At 60.4% G+C, this 22,894-nt stretch carries 21 protein-coding genes and 1 pseudogene; 17 read left to right on the top strand and 5 right to left on the bottom strand.

Annotated elements, in window-relative coordinates:
- Positions 1–12: 12 nt before the first annotated feature.
- Positions 13–981 carry a LysR family transcriptional regulator gene (locus C8C95_RS05980; protein WP_116747993.1) on the bottom strand — a complete coding sequence of 323 codons (969 nt, stop codon included), beginning with the start codon at positions 979–981 and terminating at the stop codon, positions 13–15.
- A gap of 78 nt (positions 982–1,059) precedes the next feature.
- On the opposite strand from C8C95_RS05980, the gene C8C95_RS05975 reads away from it, so the two are divergent.
- The 17 genes and pseudogenes from C8C95_RS05975 (at position 1,060) to C8C95_RS24055 (ending at position 18,852) form a co-directional block, all read left to right on the top strand.
- Positions 1,060–2,160 carry an alpha/beta fold hydrolase gene (locus C8C95_RS05975; protein ID WP_116747992.1) on the top strand — a complete coding sequence of 367 codons (1,101 nt, stop codon included), beginning with the start codon at positions 1,060–1,062 and terminating at the stop codon, positions 2,158–2,160.
- 40 nt (positions 2,161–2,200) lie between these two features.
- A complete protein-coding gene (locus tag C8C95_RS05970) occupies positions 2,201–3,826 on the top strand; it encodes a bifunctional 3-(3-hydroxy-phenyl)propionate/3-hydroxycinnamic acid hydroxylase (RefSeq protein ID WP_116747991.1) in 1,626 nt (541 codons plus the stop codon).
- A gap of 199 nt (positions 3,827–4,025) precedes the next feature.
- Positions 4,026–4,862 (top strand): intradiol ring-cleavage dioxygenase, encoded by an 837-nt coding sequence (locus C8C95_RS05965; RefSeq protein WP_116747990.1) that lies wholly within the window; start codon positions 4,026–4,028, stop codon positions 4,860–4,862.
- Positions 4,863–4,925: 63 nt separating this feature from the next.
- Positions 4,926–6,002, top strand: a complete 1,077-nt coding sequence (locus C8C95_RS05960; protein WP_116747989.1) for a maleylacetate reductase — start codon at positions 4,926–4,928, stop codon at positions 6,000–6,002.
- A 291-nt stretch (positions 6,003–6,293) separates the two neighbouring features.
- Positions 6,294–7,199, top strand: coding sequence for a LysR family transcriptional regulator (locus C8C95_RS05955; protein WP_116747988.1), 906 nt, complete (start codon positions 6,294–6,296; stop codon positions 7,197–7,199).
- Between the two features lie 104 nt (positions 7,200–7,303).
- Positions 7,304–8,320 carry an ornithine cyclodeaminase family protein gene (locus C8C95_RS05950; protein WP_243415641.1) on the top strand — a complete coding sequence of 339 codons (1,017 nt, stop codon included), beginning with the start codon at positions 7,304–7,306 and terminating at the stop codon, positions 8,318–8,320.
- 30 nt (positions 8,321–8,350) lie between these two features.
- Positions 8,351–9,370 (top strand): dihydrodipicolinate synthase family protein, encoded by a 1,020-nt coding sequence (locus tag C8C95_RS05945; protein ID WP_116747987.1) that lies wholly within the window; start codon positions 8,351–8,353, stop codon positions 9,368–9,370.
- Between the two features lie 11 nt (positions 9,371–9,381).
- A complete protein-coding gene (locus C8C95_RS05940; protein WP_116747986.1) occupies positions 9,382–10,857 on the top strand; it encodes an NAD-dependent succinate-semialdehyde dehydrogenase in 1,476 nt (491 codons plus the stop codon).
- Between the two features lie 27 nt (positions 10,858–10,884).
- Positions 10,885–11,853 (top strand): annotated as a pseudogene (locus C8C95_RS05935) (tripartite tricarboxylate transporter substrate-binding protein).
- A gap of 217 nt (positions 11,854–12,070) precedes the next feature.
- On the top strand, positions 12,071–12,877 hold the full coding sequence (locus C8C95_RS05925) for a cyclase family protein (RefSeq protein WP_116750154.1): 807 nt from the start codon (positions 12,071–12,073) through the stop codon (positions 12,875–12,877).
- Positions 12,874–13,452: a cupin domain-containing protein gene (locus C8C95_RS05920; RefSeq protein WP_116747983.1), complete on the top strand. Its 579-nt coding sequence runs from the start codon at positions 12,874–12,876 to the stop codon at positions 13,450–13,452. The genes C8C95_RS05925 and C8C95_RS05920 overlap by 4 nt, the downstream gene beginning before the upstream one ends.
- Positions 13,453–13,623: 171 nt before the next feature.
- Positions 13,624–14,568 (top strand): AraC family transcriptional regulator, encoded by a 945-nt coding sequence (locus C8C95_RS05915; protein ID WP_116747982.1) that lies wholly within the window; start codon positions 13,624–13,626, stop codon positions 14,566–14,568.
- Between the two features lie 121 nt (positions 14,569–14,689).
- Positions 14,690–15,703: a tripartite tricarboxylate transporter substrate binding protein gene (locus C8C95_RS05910; RefSeq protein ID WP_243415640.1), complete on the top strand. Its 1,014-nt coding sequence runs from the start codon at positions 14,690–14,692 to the stop codon at positions 15,701–15,703.
- A 12-nt stretch (positions 15,704–15,715) separates the two neighbouring features.
- Positions 15,716–16,492, top strand: coding sequence for an SDR family oxidoreductase (locus C8C95_RS05905; RefSeq protein ID WP_116747981.1), 777 nt, complete (start codon positions 15,716–15,718; stop codon positions 16,490–16,492).
- Between the two features lie 17 nt (positions 16,493–16,509).
- Complete coding sequence (locus tag C8C95_RS05900) at positions 16,510–17,496, top strand: fumarylacetoacetate hydrolase family protein (RefSeq protein ID WP_116747980.1); 987 nt, start codon at positions 16,510–16,512, stop codon at positions 17,494–17,496.
- Entirely contained in the window at positions 17,493–18,443 is a 951-nt protein-coding gene (locus tag C8C95_RS05895; RefSeq protein ID WP_116747979.1) for an NAD-dependent epimerase/dehydratase family protein, read from the top strand. Before C8C95_RS05900 ends, C8C95_RS05895 begins: the two co-directional genes overlap by 4 nt.
- A gap of 244 nt (positions 18,444–18,687) precedes the next feature.
- Positions 18,688–18,852, top strand: a complete 165-nt coding sequence (locus C8C95_RS24055) for an SMR family transporter (RefSeq protein ID WP_347707482.1) — start codon at positions 18,688–18,690, stop codon at positions 18,850–18,852.
- Positions 18,853–18,910: 58 nt separating this feature from the next.
- Here C8C95_RS24055 and lgt read toward each other — a convergent pair whose 3' ends face one another.
- From lgt to C8C95_RS05870, 4 genes are all read right to left on the bottom strand, one after another.
- Positions 18,911–19,735 (bottom strand): prolipoprotein diacylglyceryl transferase, encoded by an 825-nt coding sequence (gene lgt / locus C8C95_RS05885; RefSeq protein ID WP_116747977.1) that lies wholly within the window; start codon positions 19,733–19,735, stop codon positions 18,911–18,913.
- A 224-nt stretch (positions 19,736–19,959) separates the two neighbouring features.
- A complete protein-coding gene (locus C8C95_RS05880; protein WP_207780573.1) occupies positions 19,960–20,466 on the bottom strand; it encodes a rhodanese-like domain-containing protein in 507 nt (168 codons plus the stop codon).
- A gap of 315 nt (positions 20,467–20,781) precedes the next feature.
- Positions 20,782–21,519: a transporter substrate-binding domain-containing protein gene (locus C8C95_RS05875; RefSeq protein ID WP_116747976.1), complete on the bottom strand. Its 738-nt coding sequence runs from the start codon at positions 21,517–21,519 to the stop codon at positions 20,782–20,784.
- A gap of 551 nt (positions 21,520–22,070) precedes the next feature.
- Complete coding sequence (locus tag C8C95_RS05870) at positions 22,071–22,694, bottom strand: LysE family transporter (RefSeq protein ID WP_116747975.1); 624 nt, start codon at positions 22,692–22,694, stop codon at positions 22,071–22,073.
- Between the last annotated feature and the right edge of the window lie 200 nt (positions 22,695–22,894).

Here is a 22,894-nt window from a genome sequence, read left to right as displayed (position 1 = left end):
CCGTCCGCCCGCTTACTTAACTTCCCGCAGATTGCTATAAAAAGCGCGTATCCAGTCTTTATAGAGTGGGTTCTGCTGATCAAAAAGCTGCCGAAATTGCTCACGCAGCCAACGGTTGCGTGGATCGGATTGCGCGCGCCGATGCCAATATTGGTGAACGCTGAACATGGGTGGGCGAAATGGAAGTGCCAGAACTTCCACGCCTTCGCGCCTGGAGAAATCCAGCGCAGTGCCTAGCGGCAGGGTGGCGATCAGGTCGCTGCCGGAGATGACTGCCAGCAGGCTCAGGTGGTGGGGGGTGCTGAGCACAATTCGCCGCGTAATGCGTTGCCGCTCAAGTGTGCGTTCGAGCAACGACGTGGACTTGGCTGGAGTGGCAATGACCACATGTCCCAGCTCTTGGTAGGCCGCTTTGCTCAGTCCTGCAACAACGACGGGGTGCCCGGATCGCACGATGCAGGCGTAGGTATTGGACGTCAGGCGCTGGCGAAAGATGCTGTCGATTTCCAGATCGGGAAGGTAGCCAATCGCCAGATCTACATCGCCGTCTGCCATGCGCTCCCTCAGGGATGAGCCGATGGGGGAGCTGGTGTGCACGGTTGCCAGGGGAGCGTGCTGTGCCAGATGGCCCAACAGCTTTGGAAGGAAAACGACCTCGGCCACGTCCGACATGGAGAGCCGGAACTCCACACGGGCATGCCGGGGGGCGAAATCTGTCTTTCCGAGGATACCGGTTTCGACCTGCATGAGGATTTCCCGGGCTGTCTGCACGAGGGTCACTGCGCGGTGGGTGGGTTGCATGCTGCCACTGACCCGCACGAACAGCTCATCATCCAGTCTTCTGCGCAAGCGGGCCAGCGCCGTGCTGAAGCCGGACTGGCTCATGCCCAGCACCTCTGCTGCGCGGCCCACGTGGCGTGTCTGATCCAGCACCGTCAAGAGCTGCAGTGCATTCAAATCGAAGTCGGTTATCGTTTTCACAGATATCTATTCTGCGATCAAGTCTATTGAGCGATATGAAGGGTTCTCCTAATCTCGCTGGCACACAAGACGAAGGAGATGAGATTGCAGCTTCCCGTGTCCGAAGCCGGTGCTGATTCGGCTAAACGCAACGCAGCGTTGATGCGCGCAGTGCCCTTGACGCGCCTGGTTGACTACGGTGTGACCGTCGGTGATGCGCTGGAGTTGACGGCGCGTATCAGCACGAAGGAGGCACCGGCGTGGGATCTTGTGGCCGAAGACATGGCGGGGCGGTATGCGTCGCTGGCCCGGGAGGCCGCCGCCGACGGTTGCATGATTTCAGCAGCACAGGCGTGGGCCTGTGCTGCTGCGCTCAACCACGTGGCACAACTGGCATACAACGCAGATGAGCCGCGCAAGGCCGCGCTGTATGAAGCGGGTCGGCAGGCCGTGATCGCCCATGGGTCGATTGTGGGGACGGTATCGGAGTTGCAACTGCCCAGCCCCGAGGGAGCCCTCTACGGGTGGCAGGTGGCCCCTGCTGGGGGTGCACCGCTGGCAGCGGTGGTGATCGTCGGCGGACTCAGTGGCTGGGGCGCTGTGTACCTGTCCATGGCACAGGCGTTAGCACGCAGAGGCGTGTTGTGTGTGCTGGCAGAGGGGCCGGGTCAGGGCTCCACGCGCATGCGCTCCGGCTTGCACCTGGACGCTGAAACTTTGCCGCTTTTCACGCGCTTCGTCGACCATGCCCACGCTAGCGGCGCACGCCGCGTTGGTGTTTGCGGCAACAGTTTTGGTGGTCTCTTTGCGGCCCACATGGCGGCGATGGATCCCCGTGTTTCTGCGGTCTGTATCAATGGTGCGCCAATGGCACCGACGGTGCCGGATTTCCGTACGGCCCGCGAGCAGATGGCTGCGCTGTTCGGCGTGGAGTCCGAGTCTGCGCTGGAGCAGCGCCTGACGGATTTGCGGATGAGCCCGCACAAGCACCGGATCGATGCGGCGATGCTGGTGGTCGAGGGGGGGCGCGACCCGCTCGTTGCGCTGGGCGAGCAGGCCTCATTCTTCGATTTGGGACAGAGACAACGCTGCCAGCTGATGACCTGGCCGGATGGAGAACACACCATTTACAACCACGCGGCGTGGCGCAACGCGCAGGTTGCGGATTGGTTCTGTGCACAACTTCTTCCCGATTCTTGATCCCCAAGCCGCAGTCCACGATTACAAATAGGAGACAACCATGAACAACCACGAGGCACCATACGACCTCATCATCGTCGGTTACGGGCCCACAGGTCTGACGCTGGCATCACTGCTGGGGCAGCAGGGGCACCGCATCGCCGTGGTCGAGCGTTGGCCGCGTCTGTATGGGTTGCCACGCCTGACGCACATCGATGGAGAGACCGCCCGACTTATCTCGCTGGCTGCTGACGGCAAACATGCCTTGCGGGAGGCGTGGACCACGCCCCACTACAACTGGGTCAACGGCAAAGGCCAATTGCTGATGGATGTGGCCCATGGCAACACGCGCAAGATGATCTGGGACGATCACATGTCCGTGCACCAGCCGCATATCGAAGAGGCAATCCACGAACGGATCACGGACCTGCCGAACGTGACGCTGTTTCGTGGCTATATCGCGTCGGCGTTGGAGCAGGGGGACGATGGAGTGCAGCTGACCATCCAACCTTGGAAAAAAGGCCAGGATTCTGCTGCGCAATCCGGGGGCAGAGTGGTGCTGCACGGCAGCTACCTTGTCGGCTGTGATGGTTCCAAGAGTTTTGTGCGCGCCGCGCTGGGTGTCGATCGTCTTGACTTCGGCTTCAATGAGCGCTGGCTTTGTGTGGACACGGAGCCGAAGCGGCCCCTTCCATCCAAGTTCGACGAGAACGCAGTGCAGGTGTGCGATCCTCGTCGCGGCTACATGTTCATGCCGATCGGTCGCAAGCGACAACGGTTTGAATTTGCGCTGCTGCCCCATGAAAAGACCGAAGACATCGCCAGCGAAGAGGCCGCTTGGCGTTTGCTGGAGCAGTACCACGGACTGGGCCGCGACGACTTGCAGTTGATACGCCACCTCGTCTACACCTTTGAGTGCCGCCTGGCAAAGCGCTGGCGTGTCGGCAATGTCTTCCTCGCGGGAGACGCAGCGCATACCAATCCGCCTTATCTGGGGCAAGGAGCTTGCTCAGGCATGCGGGATGCTGCCAATCTCGCATGGAAGCTGGACTTGGTGCTGCGCGGCGTTTCAGGCGATGCGCTGCTGGACACCTACGAAGCTGAGCGCCGCCCGCATGTCCTCACCCTGATGCAGCAAGCCCGCTCGCTGGGCCTGGTCGCCAACACGGCCAATCCCATGAAGGCCGTGGTGCGCGACCTGTTGTTCCGGTTCAAGCTCACACCGAAGCCGGAGTTTCCTACGCTGAACGATGGCATGTTGCAGCGGCAGAGCGACGGCAAGCTGGCACCGGGTGCTGGTTCATTGCCGGGGCAGGGGCACTTGGTGGTTGATGGCCGAAAGCTCCGGTTTGATGAGCACGTTGGCTTTGCATTCGCGCTGCTGTTGCGGCACGCGCCCCCGGGTGGGTTTGAGCCAGCCCTGCAAGCGGCGCTCGATGCCGCTGGTGTTCGGTGCATGGCGATAGATGGCCCGTCCTCGGACTTTGCCCGGGTAGGCGACGCCGATGGGAGATATCGCGCGCTGATGGATGAGCTCGACGCGGATGCCGTGCTGATGCGGCCCGACTTTGTCCTGTACGGGCATGCGCGATTCGATGGATTGCCTGAGCTGCTGCGAAGCCTCATCTCGCAACTCCGTTGTCTGTCTACGCCTGCGCCTGCCGGAATACCTTCGCCAATGGGTTGATGACCCAACGGCGCGTCCCGGGTTATGTCTGGCCGGGAATGCAGTGGGGCCGCCATGTATCGAAGCCAGAGACTCTGGTTGAGGTGCTGCGCGCCCGGTAGAGCCGTGATGGACGTTAAACCACCACGCGATATGAAAAGCCCTTCAGGCTCGCTTGAGCCGGGGCGCTTGCCTTTAAAAGAACTGAGGAGCACGCGTCATGCGCAATCTTGATCAGCACACCATCACCGAGGCCGTGCTCGCCCGCCAGGCGCAGACACCCGATCCGCGCCTCAAGCAGATCATGGACCTGCTGGTGCGGCACCTGCATGCCTTCGCGCGTGAGGCGCAGCTCACCGAGGCTGAATGGTTCCAGGGCATCGACTTTCTCACCCGCTGTGGCCACATTACCGATGAGAGGCGACAGGAGTTCATCCTGCTGTCGGACGTGCTGGGGTTGTCGATGCTTACCGTAGCGCAAAACAACGACAAACCTGCAGGCTGCACGGAGGCCACGGTGGTCGGCCCGTTCCACGTCCAGCATGCGCCGCGCTACCCGCTCGGCGCGGACATCTCCAACGGTGCGCACGGCGTTCCCTGCGTGGTGCGGGGAACGGTGCGCGGCATCGACGGCGAGCCGGTGCCCCAGGCGGAACTCGATGTCTGGCAGTCGGACGAGGACGGCCTGTACGACGTACAGCATGCGGGCATCACGCATGCGCAGGCGCGTGGCGTCCTGACCGCTGACGTTGCCGGGCATTTCCACTTCCGCTCCATCCTTGCCGTGCCTTACGCGATCCCGCATGACGGACCTGTGGGGCAACTGCTCGAATCGATGGGCAGGCACCCGTGGCGGCCAGCGCATTTGCACTTCATGATCAAGGCGCCAGGCTACGAAACCCTGATCACGCATGTCTTCCGCAGTGACGACGCCTACCTTGGCTCCGACGCTGTGTTTGGCGTGCGCCATTCGCTGATTGCGGACTGGAAGCAGCAGCCCGACGGCAGCTACCTCGTCGAATACGACTTTGTGCTCAACCCGGTTGCCCCATCATGATGGGGCACCACATGATGCGGAACGCGGCAGGCAACGCTGCTGACAAGGCGGAGGGCTAAAGGCATGCAGGATTTCATTTTTCAAGGGCAGCCTTCACGCGTTGTGTTCGGGGCTGGGGCACTGTCCCATTTGGAGCGCGAGATCGAGTTGCTGGGCGCACGGCGCGCGCTGGTGCTGTGCACGCCTGAGCAACAGACCCAAGCCGCCGAGGTGGCAGACCGCCTGGGGCCACGCGCAGCAGGACTGTTCCCGCGCGCGGCGATGCACGTGCCGATCGAGACGGCGCGCGAGGCCCGTGAACTTGCATCCAGACTAGGGGCCGATTGCGCCGTAGCCATCGGCGGCGGCTCGACAACGGGGTTGGGCAAGGCCATCGCGCTGGATTCAGCCTTGCCCATCCTCGCGATTCCGACCACCTATGCTGGCAGCGAGATGACGCCGATCTTCGGTATCACCGAAGGGGGGCTGAAAAGGACCGGAAAGGATGCGCGGGTGCTACCCCGCACGGTGATCTACGACCCCGAACTCACGCTGTCGCTGCCGGTGCCCCTGAGCATCACCAGCGGCATGAATGCAATAGCGCACGCCGCCGAGGGCTTGTATGCGCGCGACGGCAATCCGATCATGGCACTGATGGCCGAGGAGGGTATCCGCGCACTGGCCACAGCATTGCCTGCGATTCGCCGCGATGCTGCCGACGTGGCCGCACGCGGCAGCGCGCTCTACGGTGCCTGGCTGTGCGGCACGGTGCTTGGCAATGTGGGCATGGCGTTGCACCACAAGCTTTGCCACACGCTGGGCGGGAGCTTCAACCTGCCCCATGCCGAAGTCCACACGGTGGTGCTGCCTCACGCCATCGCTTTCAATGCGCCTGCTGTGCCCGAGGCCTTGGTGCGTATAGGGCGTGCGCTCGGGCTCTCCGGGTCTACCAGTGCCGCAGCAGCGCTCTTCGACCTGGCGCGTGACAACGGTGCGCCAGTTTCTCTGCGAGAAATAGGGATGCAGGCGGCCGACCTCGACCGCGCCGCGGATATCGCGGTGTCCAACCCCTACTCGAACCCGCGCGAGGTCACGGCCGCGGCGCGCCCCGCCATCCGCCAACTGCTGCAAGATGCGTTTGACGGCGTTCGGCCCACATGATGGCGCCGCGCTGTGCAATGCCATGAATGGCAAATTTGCGTATCGACTGGCGTGCGCTTTGTAACATGCCCGATGGCATGACCGTGAGACTGTGCGGCTTTAGGTGAAGTATCTTTCATGGCCGCGGATTCACCAGAGCGAAGCATGGTCCCTGCATGTGCGACCGGGACCGGTTCATGACGTTAGGATTGAGGGGTGGATGCGATGGCGCAAGTTGCATGGCAAGACGCCTGTCTTCGCATGGCTACCCGTGCTACTCAGCGAAGCCCCCGCTCACATCGATAGCTTCTGATGATCAAAGTCCTAGATCCCCGCTGGCAGCTGTTCATCCGGGTTGCAGAGTACAGCAGCATTTCTGGCGCAAGCGTCGTATTGAATATGCCGCAGTCGGTCGTCAGCCGCCAGATCGCACAACTTGAAAGCGAGGCGGGTGCACGCCTATTTCGCCGCACCGGTCGTGGTGTGGTGCTGACCGATTTCGGTGAGATAGTGTACCCACGCATCGTGGCGCTCACGCGTGATGCAGACCAACTCGCAGACGATATTCAGACCCACAGTGGCAGCCCGATGGGCGATGTGCGCTTCGGCGTGCTTCCCTCCACTGTGCCGTTGATCGCCGGCCCCTTGTGTGCCGAGATCTTGCGGCAGTGGCCTCAGGTACGCATCCACCTCACCGAGGGATCCAGTGCTCAACTGGAGGAATGGGTCGGGCAAGGGCGCCTGGATCTCGCATTGCTCCTGCGCGAGGGTGATACTGCGCAGCCCCATGAATCACTGCTCGCATGCTTGCCACTGGATCTGGTTGTGCCAGCGGGGCACGCCATCGCAAATCGCAGCAGCATCCCATTCCAAGAGGTGACAGATTTGCCGCTAGTACTGCCAGGCGAACCGCACCCTTTGCGAGCTAGGCTTGCCGAAATCGCACGTGAAAAAGGGTTGAAACTGAAGCAGGCGGTCGAAGCCGACTCCATCCGACTGCAGCACGAAATCGTGGCCAGCAACGGCGGCTTTGCGATTACAGCCGGTGTTCTGGCGCCACAAGACGAACACCGGCTGGTCGCAGTGCGCATCGTTGAGCCCTTGCTGTACCGAAGCATCGTGCTCGGCGTGACCACACACCGCCCGCACACACTTGCTACGCGTTCCGTGGCTCGTCTGATCCGTGCCATCTGTCCAGGATTGCTGAAACCAGATTGACACGTTGATCCGCTATCCGGAAATCGGAAAGCTGCTTTCGACTGAGGCCGCTACCTCATAGGTACGTGCCAACCTAGGATGCACTCCAATTACTGGAGGCCGCATTGGAAACCCATCACATCGATTCGGTAGAGCACATCACACCGACGCTATTCCTAACCGACAACGATGTTGCACAACTCGCGGATTGGCACGCTGCATTCAATGCGCTGCGAACCGCATACGCGAGCCCGATCGCGCCGGCCATGGTACCTCCCCGTTCCATGGCGCGCGGCGAGGGGATGTGGTTGCGCGGCCTCACGGCCGTGTCACCGGGTGGAGGGCACATGGGCTGCAAACTCATCGCCGCCGGTACAAAGGTTAAGCGTGCCAGCTATCTGGTCTCGCTTTTCAATCAACAGACGATGGCGCTGGCTGCGCTCATCGATGGCAACCGTATCACTGGTATCCGCACTGCGGCCACTGCGGCCGTGGCTGTGGACGCTGCTGCACCGCACCGGCCGCTGAAAGTGGGCGTGATCGGCTCGGGTTTTGAAGCCCGTGGCCTTCTTGCAGCACTAATGGCGGTGCGCACCATCGCCAGCGCCCGGGTGTTCAGTCCGACACCGGCCAGCCGCGAGAGGTTTGCCGCCGCCTTCTTCGATGAGCATGGCCTGGCCATCGAGGAGGCAGGCTCGCCGCAGGAAGCCATTGCCGGCGTAGATGTTGTGCTCTGCGCCGCCCGCAGCCGGGACGAAAGCCCTGTGCTCAAGGGCGAATGGCTGGAACCCGGCATGACCATCGTTTCGATCGGTTCCACGTTGCCCGAACAGCGCGAAGTCGACGACCAGGTCATTGGCCGCGCGGCGCTGGTGGTGGCGGATATGCCCGAAGAAGTAGCCCACGACACCGGAGACATGATCGCCGCCACGCGCTCCGGTGTGGACTTCGCCGCCAAGCTCATCTCGCTGTCCGACTTGGTCTCCGGCAAGGCCTCGCGCCAGTCCGAAGACATCGTCGTCTACAAGTCTGTGGGCTCAGGTCTGCAGGACATCGTCACCGCTGAAATGCTCCTGGCGCGCGCCCGCGCCCGCGGCCTGGGCACTGAGCTGGCACACAGCATCGTGCCTGTCTCCAAGTAACACCCGACCCAATCACGAAAAGGATCCACCATGCCTGCCTATCAACGCAAAGACGCCCGTGCCTGGGCGCGTGAAAACCTCGTCGGCTGCTCGGCCGTGACGATTCCGAGCTATAGCGCCGATCTCAAGTCGCTGAATGAGCGCGGAATTCGCCACGACATCGAGCACGTGGTCAAGCTGGGTTTCAGCTACACCTTGCTGTGCTCGGAAGTCGCGATCACCGCAGAAGAAAACGCGCAGTTCACCGCCTGGGCACGCGAGACGGCGGGCGATAAATTCGGCCTGTTCTTCCACGCCGCCTTCGGTACGTTGGCCGACAACATCGAGGCGGTCAAGCTCGCCGAAAAAGCCGGTGCTGACCTGGTGCTGCTGTCCTACCCATCGAACTTCTGGCCCACCAGCGAACAGGACATCTACGACTACACCAAGTCCTTCTGCGATGCCACCGACCTGGGTGTGATGCTGTTCCCCATCCCCACCTGGGGCTTCGAGCGCGTGCACCCAGCGGGCATGTCGCTGGAGCTGGTGACCCGGCTGCTCAAGGATTGCCCCAACATCGTTGCAATCAAGTCTGAGCAGGGCTTCCCGCTGCCGGCAGGTATCTGCGAGATGTACCACCACTTCCGCGAGCAGGTGGTCATCAGCTGCCCGATCGAGGCCGACGCGATCCCGCTGATGAGCCTGATGAAGCTGCAGTTCTCCGGCACCAGCAACACGCAATGGATGGGCGACTACTACCCACGGGCCTTCGAGCTCGCGCGCACCGGTCGCTTCGAGGAAGCGATGCAGATGTACTGGAAGGTCAACCCTGCGCGCCAGGCCAACACCGCAGCGTCGGCCGCCTCCGCGCCCGCCATCGGCGCCTTGAACCGCACGCAGTGGAAGTACCAGGACTGGCTCGCTGGCTTCAACGGCGGCCCGATGCGCGCCCCGTCGCTGCGCATTCCTGACCGCTTCATGAAGTCGCTGCGCCAGGGCCTCGTGGCCTCGGGCTGCGAAGTGACCTCCGACCCCGACTCGGCCTTCATCGTTGGCCGCCACCCCTGCTGAAGGAGCCAAACATGCGTCACCTTTTGAAAGACCCGGAACTCTGGCGCACAGGCGCCTTCGTCGGCGGCGATTGGATCAACACCACGCCCCACGGCATCTACGCGCTCTGCAACCCCGCGAACAACGAGGTGCTGGTCGAGCTGCCCCGCTTCAAGGAAGCCGAAACCGCCCATGCCATCGAAACAGCGCATCAGGCGTTTCTGCGCTGGCGCCAAACCACGGCCAAGGTGCGTTCGGAGATCCTGCACCGCTGGTACGAGCTGATGCTGCAGCACCGCGACGACCTCGCCACGCTGATCACGCTAGAAGAAGGCAAGCCGATCGCCGAAGCAAAAACCGAGATTGAGTACGCGGCTTCGTTTCTGCAGTGGTTTTCAGAAGAATCCAAGCGCGTGCGTGGTGACGTGATCCCCGCGCCGCGCGACACCGCGCGCATTGTGGTGCTAAAGGAGCCCATCGGCGTGTGCGCCGCGATCACGCCCTGGAACTTCCCGGCCGCCATGATCACCCGCAAGGCCGGGCCGGCATTGGCGGCAGGCTGTAGCATGGTGGTAAAGCCCGCCAGCCAGACACCGCTCACCGCACTCGCACTGGCCGAGCTGGCGCGCCGCGCTGGGGTGCCGGCAGGGGTGTTTAACGTGGTGACGGGCAACGACACGCGGGCCATTGGCAACCAGCTCACTTCGCACCCGCTGGTGCGCAAGATAACGTTCACCGGGTCAACGGAAGTCGGCCGTGTGCTGCTGGCGCAGGCGGCCCCCACTATCAAGAAGTGCTCGATGGAACTTGGCGGCAACGCTCCCTTCGTCATCTTCGACGACGCCGACCTGGACGCGGCGGCCGACGGCGTGGTGGCAGCCAAGTTCCGCAACACGGGGCAGGCGTGCATCAGCGCCAACCGGGTGCTTGTGCAGGCGGGCATCTACGATGTTTTTGCCGCCAAGCTGGTAGAGCGCGTGGGCAAGCTGCGTGTTGGCAACGGACTAGAAGCAGGCGTGCAGCTCGGCCCGCTGATCGACGATGCCGCCTTGGCCAAGGTCGAAGAACACATTGCGGACGCTACGAGCAAGGGCGCCCAAGTGTTACACGGCGGTAAGCGCCATGCGCTGGGCGGCCGCTTTTTCGAGCCGACGGTGATCGCTGGCGTAACGCCCGAGATGGCAGTGGCGCTCGAAGAGACCTTCGGTCCTGTCGCCCCGTTGTTCAAGTTCGAGAAAGACGATGACGCCATCGCTATGGCCAACGCCACCGAATTTGGACTGGCCGCCTACCTCTTCAGTCGCGACGCCGCGCGTATATGGCGCACTGCCTCGGCACTCGAATCCGGGATGGTCGGCATCAACTGCGGCCTCATCTCCAACGAGGTAGCGCCCTTCGGGGGTGTCAAGCAAAGCGGCCTGGGACGCGAAGGCTCGCAGTACGGCATCGAGGAATTCCTTGAAGTGAAGTACCTGTGCTGGGATGGTCTTGCACCGGCATACAGCTGAAGCATAGACAAGAGAACGGAGACAACTATGCGAATTTCAATCGAATACGTACGCCGCGGCCTGCTAGTAGCGGCACTTAGTGCGGCGGTAAGCTTCGCCCACGCGGAGCCAACGGTCATCAAAATGATCGTTCCGTTCCCGGCTGGTGGCATCACCGACCAGGCGGCCCGCATCGTGGCGGAACAGCTGTCGCAGCGGCTAGGCCAGCCAGTGATCGTCGACAATCGCCCCGGTGCAGGCGGACGCCTGGGCATCGACGCGGTCATGAAGTCGCCTGCCGACGGAAACACATTGTTGTTCACCAACACAAGCTACAGCATCTACCCGGTTATCAACCCAAAGGCAGGATTTGATCCGGTTAAGGCGCTTGCGCCAGTGAGCATGTCTGCCAGCTACGGGCTGCAGATTGTCACCAGCAATGCAGTGCCCGCGGCGACGCTGACCGAATTCATCGCCTACGCGAAGAAGAACCCCGGCAAGCTGAGCTACGGCAGCGCGGGAGTGGGTAGCGGGGCGCATTTTGCGGGCGAGTTCTTCAAGTCGCTGACGGGGACCCGCTTGGTTCACATTCCCTACCGCTCCACAACTGGGGCGCTTACCGACGTAGCGGGCGGGCAACTGGATCTGGCGTTTGATGGCTCGGCCAAGCCGCTGGTGGACGCTGGCAAGCTCAAGATCCTCGCCGTCACCAGCGACAAACGTGATGCGCGCTTTCCGAACACGCAGACGGCCATAGAGGCTGGTCTTGCACCATTAGCGAAGATGCAGTCTTGAGTAGGCGTTCTGGCGCCCGCGCTCACGCCCTCGCAAGTGCTCGAAAAGTTGAATAAGGCTGCCTCGGCCGCCGTATCCGACCCCGGAGTGCAGAAACGCTTTGCGGAGCTGGGCCTACGACCACAAGGCGGCCTCGCGAACCAACTGTCAGACGCTATCGCTGCCGATATCGTGCTGTACCGACAGATCGCCACGGGTGCGAAATTGCGTTTTGAGGACTGAAGCGTAGACGCATCCACCGTTCGGGATGAGCCTGTAACCGCCAGTGTCGATTTATGCGCCGCCGTCGAAATATTAGCTGCGAAGCAGACAACTGCTGTGCTGAAGAGGACCGAGGATGGCTGCGCTCGACAAGTTCTATGACTCATACGTCAGAAACACCAAGCGCTGGCCTGCGCCGTGGCTGTCGTTCCAGAATGAAGCACCACTAAAAACTGCCATGAAGAAGTCCAAACACCGGTTCGTAGACCTTTCGATCTTTTTAGAGAACGACGTTCTCTCCGATCCACCGCCCCTCGCTCCCAAGATCACCTACCAGAAGCACGCGGACACCTTGCCCGAGTTCATGGCCATGATTCCCGGAACGACGCCCGAGGACTACCCAGACGGTGAGGCCGCTGCTGCCGAATGGGTCACGCTGACCACCCACAACGGAACCCACCTGGACGCGCCCTGGCACTTTCACTCCACCCAGGACGCAAAGCTGGGGGGCGCAAAGCCCTCCATCACCATCGACCAGGTGCCGCTCGAGTGGTGCTTCCAGCCCGGCGTCAAGCTGGACTTCCGCCACTTCCCCGATGGCTATGTCGCAACGGCGGCCGACGTTGAAGCTGAGCTCCATCGCATCGGCTACGAGCTGCAGCCGCTGGACATCGTCATCGTCAACACGCGCGCCGGTAGCTGCTATGGCAAGCCGGACTACCTTGGAGCAGGGTGCGGCATGGGCTATGAGGCCACGATGTATCTGCTGGAGCGTGGTGTTCGCCTGACCGGTACCGATGCCTGGAGCTGGGATGCACCGTTCTCGTACACCGCCGCCAAGATCGCCGAGACGGGCAACAAGGCTCTGATCTGGGAAGGTCACAAGGCTGGCCGCGACATTGGCTACTGCCACCTTGAGAAGCTGCACAACCTGGAATCGATCCCCGCCACGGGCTTCACGATCAGCTGCTTTCCGCACAAGATTCGCGGCGCATCGGCTGGGTGGACTCGCGCTGTCGCAATCTTCGACGGAGAGTCGCTATGAGCCTGCCTGCCATTCACCGTGTGGTCACTGGCCACAACGCGCAAGGCGTGGCCGTGGTCAGCAGCAGCGGGCCGTTGCCCAAGGTGGTTGAGCTCGACGCAGTTCCTGGCACGGTCTTCCATGAAGTCTGGAGTACCCACGAAGCACCAGCCCGTATTTCCAATGGAGAGGACCCGACCACCGGTGCATTGATCTTGCCTCCGCCACCGGGCGGCACACGCATCCGGTTCGTCGACATTCCACCCGACACGGAGGATTTCCTCTTGCGCGGTGCTGAGCGGATGCAGCAGGCGTTCGAGCAGATTGGAGATGCCGAGGCCTCGACCGTGAAACACAACTCGCCACACCCCTTGATGCACCGGACGGAGTCCGTGGACTATGGGGTAGTTATCGAGGGCGAGCTCACGCTGGTGCTTGACGAAGCCGAGGTGGAGTTAAGCGCGGGGAGTGTCGTTGTCCAGAGAGGAACTAACCACGCGTGGGCAAACCGGTCGGACCGCGTCTGCCGCATGCTATTTGTGCTCGTTGACGGGAAGTACGAGGAACACACCTACAAGGCCTTGAAGGCTCCGTGAACGAATGACAGGGCGCTGAAGCGGAGGCATCGCATGGTGCTCTCCGCACCGCCGAATTGTTGAAGGCAATATTTCGCCTGATCCGATGCTATTCGCAAGTCATCGAGTGGGCCGGGCTACCTTGATGACGCGTAGACGTCGTGCGTCCATGCACGACCCTAAAATGTACTCATGACGCTCGACAAGACACACCCTGGTGTGCACCTGCAGGCAGTTGCTGTCGATCTCGACGAACGCCGCTGGCGCGCTGCCGAGCATGCCTACACAGAAGAGCCGCTGAATGCCGTACCCAGTGAGCAAATCCGAGCCTCCAGCAAGGGGCGTCCTTGGCATGGAATGTCCCTGTGGCACCAACTGGCAGGCAGCGATGATCTGTATATTCCAGCGGCGGGAAAGCACTGCATCATTGTGCGTCGCGGCCCTTCAACGGGACTGATGCAACGCCACGGCGCTGCCACGTATGTCAGCCGCTGGAACACGGGCGATATCGTTATCTTGCCCGAAAATACACCGAGCTTCTGGCGTACAGAACTAGACCGCGACAACATTCACCTTGATCTATCTCCATTGTGGCTGGAGCGGGTAAAAGAGGGTGAGGGGCGCTCGACTGCCCTTCGCAGCTGCTTCGGGGCGAGGGATCCACTCCTGAGCCACATGGTGCAAATGCTGATGCTCTCGCTTGATGACAACAGTTCCATGCAGCCCCGGTTCGCGGAAGGAGTCGCCACCAGCGTCGCGGTGCATCTCCTGGAGCACTATCGGGAACCGGACTCGCAAGCGGAGCGAATCCCTCTGTTGTCTGCAAGGCAGTTGAAGCGGGTTGCAGACTTGGTGCAGTCGCAAATGAACGAGGCCGTTTCACTGGAGGTCATGGCAGCAGAGGTGGGTCTGAGTGTCTTTCACTTTTCCCGCTGTTTCAAGGCGACGAGTGGCGAGACGCCGCACCAGTTCGTCGTGAATCGACGCCTTGAACGTGCCAAGAGCTTGCTCACAGAGTCTCAGCACTCCATAGCCGAGATTGCCACCGCTACAGGGTTCGCGACCCCCTCCCATTTCACACAGGCTTTCAAGCGGCGGTGGGGTGCAACGCCAGGGCAGTTTCGCCGAGACCACTGAGGCGTCCGCAGGTTTAGGACAAAAGCCGCAATATTTCGACAGTTGCAGATGTTGGGGTTCCCATACTCCAGTTTGCGTGCCACAGCCTTCCCTTGGACTTCAGTCTCCGGAGAGGGTGTTGATGGCGCAAGAACTTCATTTGGGGACAAACATGATTTCTCGACGTGCTCTTTTGCAGTCTTCCGTAGCGCTGCCTTTCGCAACCAACGCGCTCGCTCAGGCCACAAGCTTCCCTCGCAAAGCGATCACCTGGGTGGTTCCGTATCCTGCGGGTGGATTTGGCGATGCAGTTTCCCGGGTGCTTACTCAGCACGTGGCCAGCACGCTCAAGCAGCCAGTCATCGTGGACAACCGCCCTGGTGCCGGCGCGCAGATTGCGGCAGCCTACGTCAAGCAGCAACCGGCGGATGGGCACACGCTGTTCTACGGCGACATCGGTCCCTTCGCGATGAACGCAGCGCTTTACCCGAAGCTGAGCTACGACACCCTCAAGGACTTTGCACCACTCACGCGCCTGCTCACGTCTTCACTAGTTCTGGTTGTACCCGCAAACAGCCCATACAGGACGTTGGATGACCTCATCAAAGCTGCAAAGGCCGTCAAGGAAGACAAGAGCCTCATGTACGGATCGTTCGGCATCGGCAGCCAGCCCCACATCTGGGTTGAGATGCTCAAGCGGGAGACCAAAGGCAAGTTCCAGCACGTGGCATATAAGGGGGCTGCTCCTGCCGTTCAGGATCTCATGGGCGGACACATTGAAATGATGTTGGATGTCGCTGCAAACAGCATGCCCTATGTCTTGGAGGGCAAGCTGAGGGCGCTCGCCGTAGTGGGCAGCGAGAAGCGCTTGGAAAAGCTACCTCACGTCCAGACACTGTCCGAGCTCGGCTACCCAGCGCTTAACATTCCGGGCTGGACGGGCGTTGTCGTTCGCACAGGCACTCCGACAGACGTCATGACTCAGCTGCACAGTGCTGTGGCCCAGGCTGTGCAATCCGACGAAATCAAACGGCGCTTTGGCGATCTAGGCGTCGTCCCTGCACCCCAAAGCTCCGCCGACTTCGCACGTTTCATTCAGACCGAGACTGATCGATGGGGATCGGTCATCCGAAGCGCAGGCGTAGTGCTTGAGTAAGCGGAGACTCCTGTGAGTTCTACGTTATTCGACCTGAAAGGCAAGGTGGTGCTGGTTACCGGTGCAACCGGCGGCCTTGGCCTAGCTATCGTTCAGGCAATGAGTGAGCACGGTGCCACAGTCCTGGTTTCGGATTTGGACCCGGTGCTGTGCTCCCTGACGGTCGATCGGATCCGACGAGATGGCGGCTCCGCACACGATCTGCCTGCAGACTTGTCGAAACTTGATTCGGTCGCAACGCTCGCAAACGCTGCGCTAGGACTCTACGGGCGCGTCGATGTCCTAGTCAGCAATGCAGGCATGCAGGGGCCAGCAGGACCAATCGGGCAGGCGTCGTCTAGCGATTGGCAGCGTGTGATCGATCTCAATCTCCGCGCATCAGTCGAGTTGACAAACGCCTTGCTGCCAAAGATGGTATTGCATCCTGGCAGCAGTGTGATCCTGATGTCGAGCATTTCAGGCGTGCGCGGAAACAAGGCGATCGGTCTTTACGGGATTTCCAAGGCAGCACTCGCGCAGCTTGCGCGAAACCTTGCGGTGGAGTGGGGCCCATTGGGCGTCCGCGTGAACTCCATCTCTCCAGGCTTGATTCGAACGCCTCTATCGGCCTCTTTCATGGAAAACCGCGCTGCCATCGAGCGGAGGCTCTCGCTCACGCCCCTCCGCCGGGTCGGGGAGCCGCACGAGATCGCTGGTGTGGCGGTGATGCTGGCCAGCGCGGCAGGTGGCTTTATCACGGGGCACAACCTTGTCGTTGACGGTGGAACCACCATCAGCGACGGAAACTGAACATCGCCGGAAAAAACATGAAACTTGCAACCTTGAAGTCTGAGAGCGAGGACGGGCGCCTGGTCGTCGTCTCACGCGACCTGGTCCATGCAATCGATGCGTCTGCGGTCGTAGCGAACTTGCGCGAGGCCGTGCGCGACTGGGACCGTTGCGCGCCGCTTCTTCAGGCGCTCTACGATCAGCTCAACGCGGGAAATCCATCCAACCCGTTCGTATTCGATCCCCGTCTGTGCGCTGCCCCGCTGCCGCGCGCTCCCCAGTGGTGCGATGCCTCTGCGTTTCTGAACCATGGCCGCCTGATGGAGCGGGCGTTCAATACGGCCCCGATACCCGATGCAGACACCGTTCCCCTCATGTACCAGGGCGCGAGCGACGACTTCCTTGGGCCCCATCAGGATGTGCTGCTTCCGAGCGAAGCGGATGGCATCGACTTCGAGGGAGAGTTCGGCGTCATCGTAGGCCCTGTCAGCATGGGCGCCACTGCCGAGCAGGCGCAGCAGGCCATCCGGCTCTTGGTACAGATCAACGACTGGAGCTTGCGCGTCCTGGGCCCCCGCGAGATGCGCACGGGTTTCGGATTCCTTCAGGCCAAGCCGTCCTGCAGCTTTGCTCCCGTGGCGGTCACGCCGGATGAGCTTGGCAATGCCTGGCGAGATGGACGTATCCACCTTCAGTTGCATGTCACCTGGAATGGAGAGAGATTTGGGGAGCCTAACGCAGGTGAGATGAACTTCAGTTTCGGTCAACTCATAGCCCATGCCGCGCGGACTCGCCGCTTGTCAGCCGGCACCATTGTTGGATCTGGCACGGTCTCAAACTTGGACAGAAGAGCGGGTTCTGCTTGCATCGCAGAACGGCGCGTCATTGAAATGATCGACCAAGGGAAGGCACAGACCGGATTCATGAAGTTTGGTGACCGGGTGCAAATGTCGGCTAAGTTCGAAGACGGCGCGTCAGGGCCTTTTGGCGAGATCGATCAGCGTGTCATGGAGTTCTCACTGTGACCCACATTCTGGTGACTGGAAGCCAGGGCTTCATCGCGCAGGTCCTGATTCGGCGTTTGTTGAAAGATGGACTCGGGGGGCAACCTGCCACACGCCTCACTGCGGTCGATATCGCATTCGAGGGGGTCGCCGGTGAGGACACTCGCGTCCATCGAGTTGCAGGCAGTATCCACGATCAAGCTGTGCAGTCCGAAGCCTTAGAGGAAGCACCGGACGTCATTTTTCACCTGTCTAGCGTACCTGGAGGCGCCGCGGAGCGAGACCCTGATCTTGGGCGCCGAGTCAACTTGGACGCTACGCTAGCACTACTCGAAAACTGCAGATGGCTTGCGCGGCCGCCGCGCTTTATCTATGCAAGTTCTGTCGCGGTTTATGGCGATCAACTTCCTGAGTTCATGGACGAGGACACGGCACCTGCGCCCGCACTCACCTATGGTGCGCACAAGCTTGCATGTGAAATTCTGGTAGCTGATGCGAGCCGACGTGGATGGGTCGATGGCTGCTCGCTCAGATTGCCAGGTGTCGTGGCGCGGCCTGGCAACGGAGAGGGGTTGATGTCGTCCTTTATGAGCCAGATATTCTGGCGATTAGCGAGTGGAGAGGCCATTGAGGTTCCGGTATCTGCTAGTGCAACCTGCTGGTGGATCTCAGTGGAGGCATGCGTCGACAACTTGCTGCATGTTGCTGCGATGAGTTCATCAAAGTGGACTGCGCAGCGTTGCTATCAGATGCCAGTGCTGCATTCGAGCATTGAGCGGGTTGTGGAGAGCATCGCCGATACTCTTGATCGGCCGGTGGCTGGCCTCGTACGGTACGCCCCAGATGCGCTGATCGAGCGCTTGTTCGGGTCCATGCCTCCACTGAGCACACCATTCGCCGAGACTATCGGACTTTGTCATGATGGGAGCCTCTCACGTTTGGTACGCCGCGCCATTGCGCAGGAGTAGCGGCATAGGTCGCCCTTCGCGGGGAGAGGCGTCTGACACTGCAGTCTTGTGTACGCCAATTTCGGGGATGACCGCTTTCTGCCGGTGAGCAGTCGCTTAGGATGCAGGCATGACGGTCCGCAACCGCTGCAGAGCCGCCAGCTTCGCATGCCTTGGACTCTCACTGATTGGACGTTCAATCTATTGACTGAATATTGAAGCCCGTCTTCTAGTAGCAGTTGGACTGGAGAGTCAGTTTTACTCTTTGTTTGTTGGCAGCCTGGCGCATGCAGTATGGGCAGGCGGCGGCACTACTTTGACGGCGCTGTTGGGCATTCTTGGGTTTGGAGAGTCCGCGCACTTTCTTCGACTTGCTGGCCTAGGTTTCGTCATCGCGGGCGTCGTGGCATTGAACTTGAGCACGAGATAAAAGCCATAAAGCGCAGTTCTCATGGAACCCAACACCATGGCCTGTACGAATCATTGGCTCAGATCGGCCGATGGAGCTGCCGCGGCGAGGACTTGCCCACCCAAACGGCTACGCCGGCCGCGATCATTGGCAGACACAGCCACTGCCCCATGCTCATCCCTAACGACAGAATGCCCAAGTGCGCGTCAGGCTCGCGGAAATACTCGGCAAGGAAACGGAAGCAGCCATAGCCTACCAAGAACGCAGCAGCTACCTGGCCTTCCCGGCGCTCGCGTCGGGCATACAACCATAGCAGCACGAATAGCAGCAGTCCTTCCAGCAGAAACTGGTAAACCTGCGACGGGTGGCGCGGCAGCATGGAACCGCTCTGCGGAAACACCATCCCCCAAGGCAAGTCGGTACTGGCAAACCGTCCCCAGAGTTCGCCGTTGATGAAGTTACCTACTCGCCCAGCCGCCAACCCCGTGGGTACGCAAGGAGCGACGAAGTCTGCTACTTGCAGCCACGGACGCTGGCGCGAATGTGCAAACCAGATCGTGGCGACAATCACGCCCAACAGCCCGCCATGGAAGGACATCCCAGGAGTCCAGATCGCCAAAATCTCAATGGGGTGGCTGAGGTAGTAGCCAGGCTTGTAGAACATACAGTAGCCTAGTCGCCCGCCGATCACTACGCCCGCTACCCCCAAGAACAGAATGTCTTCTACATCCTTTCGGGTCCAGGCTCCTGGCCCAGTGAGGGCGGCGAACGGAGGGTGCTGCAATCGAGCGATACCCAGCAGCGTGAATAGCCCGAAAGCAGCCAAGTAGGTCAAACCGTACCAGTGAACGGCTAGCGGCCCAACTTGCAATGCGATAGGGTCTATTTGGGGGTAGGTCAACATAAGACTATGAGGATGTGGGGCCAGGCTGGACCAGGTGCGACAAATAGAGAAGCGATCATCTTCGCTAGAGGCCGTTCTCAACCGTTCCCTTGAGTTGACCGTGCAAGCGACGAGCGCGGTGGATGTGGCGCAGGATAGGTAGCAGTACCACGCTCCATGGGCTCCAAAAGCGCGACAGCAATTCTTCAGTGTCGCGGTTCTTTTGTCTGGACAGGAATCGACATCTACACGCTCGATTTATCGCCCCCGCGATCTTCCCCACTGCAGGCGGCAGCCTTCCACGCTTTGAAGCCTCCTTGAAGCTGAGCTACGTCGCAATAACCCAGGGTCTTTAGCGACAGCGCAGCGAGCGCAGAGCGTCCACCAGTCCCGCAGTACAGCGCCACACGCTGTGTAGGTTGCAAGTTGTGGCGGTGAAAGGAGTTTGTCGGATCTGCATAGAACTCCAGCATTCCCCTTGAGGCATGAAGAGCACCAGGAATTGCTTCGAGCTCATACTCTTCTTTCTCTCGCACATCCAGAAGAACGAGGTCGCCTGATTTCATCGCAGCATCGAGTTCTTCCACTGAAAGGATCGGAATTAGCCGGTTGGCATCACTCACTAGTTCGAGGGCTGTCTTTGGCTTTCGTAAGGTGTCATTCATACCCCAGCACTCTATGAACGAAGCTTTGGCAGGACAAGCAAGAAATCTCACTGAGAGGTGATCGAATTTCCGAATGAATTCAGCCATGTAAGACTCATCCTCAAATCGCAGTCCGTGTAATTCACGCCTGATAGTGACCAAGTTTGACCGCTTCCTCCCCGCGGTCACTTCTGCGTAGAAATGAACAGAGGGATTTGCTGCCTTACATCCGGGCTATTAGTGTAGTGATCGCGTCTGCCCATCATGGCTATCCGCTGCCGGAGTTCCCATCTTCGGTACGTACTCAAGGTACCAGCGATTCATCGGAATTTCCCAACCCGGGTTGACCGCTTTTCAATCAATAGGCTTTGTGAAGGTTATCGTCCAATCAGTCTCATGGGTCTCGAGCGCTCCGCTGACAGTTCAGGTAACTGGATCGATCTCGGTTCCTGTAAGGCCATACTGCAACATGCATTCGCGATGCTCGCGACTTCCCACGTAGTCCGTCAGAAACTCGTCGAACTTCCTTCGCAACTCAACGCTGGTGTGGGCAAATGAGAAAGCCCCGACCGGTGGAGGCCGGAGAGAGCCATCCTGTGCATCAATACTCACTAAGCCGTCGTGGCCGCACTGCTCCACGATCGTTCGGTTGCCGAGCGCGGTGCTGGCGTAGGCATCCGCGCGCCCGTCGCGTACCGCTTTCAGCGCCTCATGCTGCGTTGGAAACTCGATGATCTGCTCAGCCCTGACGCTGGCCGCCAGTGCGCTGTTTCGTTGTATCTGCCCACCGACCAACGCAAGCCTATGTTGGCCATTTGCGATGGTGCTATAGCTCGTGATGTTGTTCGGATTCCCGGCGGGAACGATGAATCCGTCCATGAGTGCCCACACGGGGCGACTGAAAGAAACAATACCTTGGCGTTCAGCGCTCACAAACAGAGGCGTGTTCATCGTCCATTGTCCGTCTGCTACTCCAGGAAGCAATTCAGCGAACGTTGTCAATCGAAGTTCGACTTCGCGGACACCTATCGCATGCAATCCTTTCAGCGCTAAGGCTACGTCGCAGCCTTGGGCCGTGCCATCAGGCAGAGGTTTTGCAAATGGTGGCTCGTCTATGTATGCGAAGACTACCCGGTTTTGCCAATCAGTCGTATCGTTCATGTCAGGCTACTGCTCTGGTGATGGTGACGTCTAACGGAATCTAGACCGCAAAACCCGAGGATAGACTGGACAGTGGGGATATTCTGGACACTGATTTCTCCTAGAAGTGGCGTGCAGCATAGGTTTACAAGGGATGACTTGTTTAAACATTCAGGTATAAAAAGTCCGTAGAAACCGGTAAGCGTCAACTCGGCAAACTATAGCTTGCCAGTCGGCAGACACCGGGATTTCCAACAGCCGATGCAAGTCAATGGCAGCTTACGGGTGGCGCTTCTGAGCGGCGGCTCAGGGCCCGATGGCATCCCTCGCCGCCGAGCAGAATTCGGCCAGGAGCGGCCTGTTGCAGCAAATGAATGCGGACGTTCAACGCACAAGCTCAGGGGCGCGAAGCAGGCTTACCAGCGTAGCGTCTGTCCTTCTGAGTCAGGATATTTGAGGGCATCTATATCAGCAAGGCTCCACCCCGCATTGGGTCGGTCTGAAACGCCACGGAAATTTGACTGGGTAACAGACGTGCACCCAAAGCGGACCAAGCGCATCCGACGGACGGCTCAAAGCCGGGCAACAAGGTCCGTGGCCAACCAGAACGCCATGCCGAGCATTGCTATCGCAGTGATCGCATCCACTATCCGCCAGCTCCTTGGCGAGGTCAGCCAGTGGCTTGCACCTCTGGCCAGTGAGACCCATGCCGTGAACCACGCGACGGACGCGACAAAGGCTCCGACTGAAAATGGGACGCTGGCCGAAGCGGGCATCGTTGCCCCTACTGATCCAAGAATGACCAGGGTATCGAGCCATGAGGCGGGATTGCCAAGAGACATCACCAAGAGGCGGCGTACCCACCACCCATCGCCGACTTTGGCCGCGAAGGCAAGTGTGGCGCCAGGGCGTCTGGTGGCGGCAAGCGCGGCGTGCACCGCGTGACCGATGAGCAATGCGACTCCCGCGATCTGCAAGAACACTCGAAGCGGGGGGAAAGTCTCAAGCAGTGCTGAGGCACCAAGAACGCCTACCGCGATCAGGACGAGATCGCTACCGCTACTGATTGCGACGAGCATCGCCCGAGAGCGCCCTAGAAGAGCTTCACGAAAAACGAGAACGTCCTTGGGGCCAGGACAAACGAAAAGGCCGAGGGCAAGCAAAAAGCCTTGCATGGCAGCGGAGAGGTCGAACATGTCGGAGGAGCCGACAACCTCTCAAGCTGAACCGGTGGATCAATGAATGCCGCAAATTTTATCTGCGGCGCCGGTCATGAGGAAGCATCTTCTTGAGCAGTCCATCCAATGGCTGTGCTCGTGGCCATCTTAAAATTTCCCGCCGCTTTCATCTGTGTCGAACGTCCGGTTCCGGCTCCTCAGCCGTCAACGAAACCCTA

Origin of the sequence: Acidovorax sp. 99, from assembly GCF_003096455.1 — a bacterium.
GTDB lineage: Bacteria > Pseudomonadota > Gammaproteobacteria > Burkholderiales > Burkholderiaceae_C > Acidovorax > Acidovorax delafieldii.
This window is presented reverse-complemented; position numbering and strand designations above follow the sequence as displayed.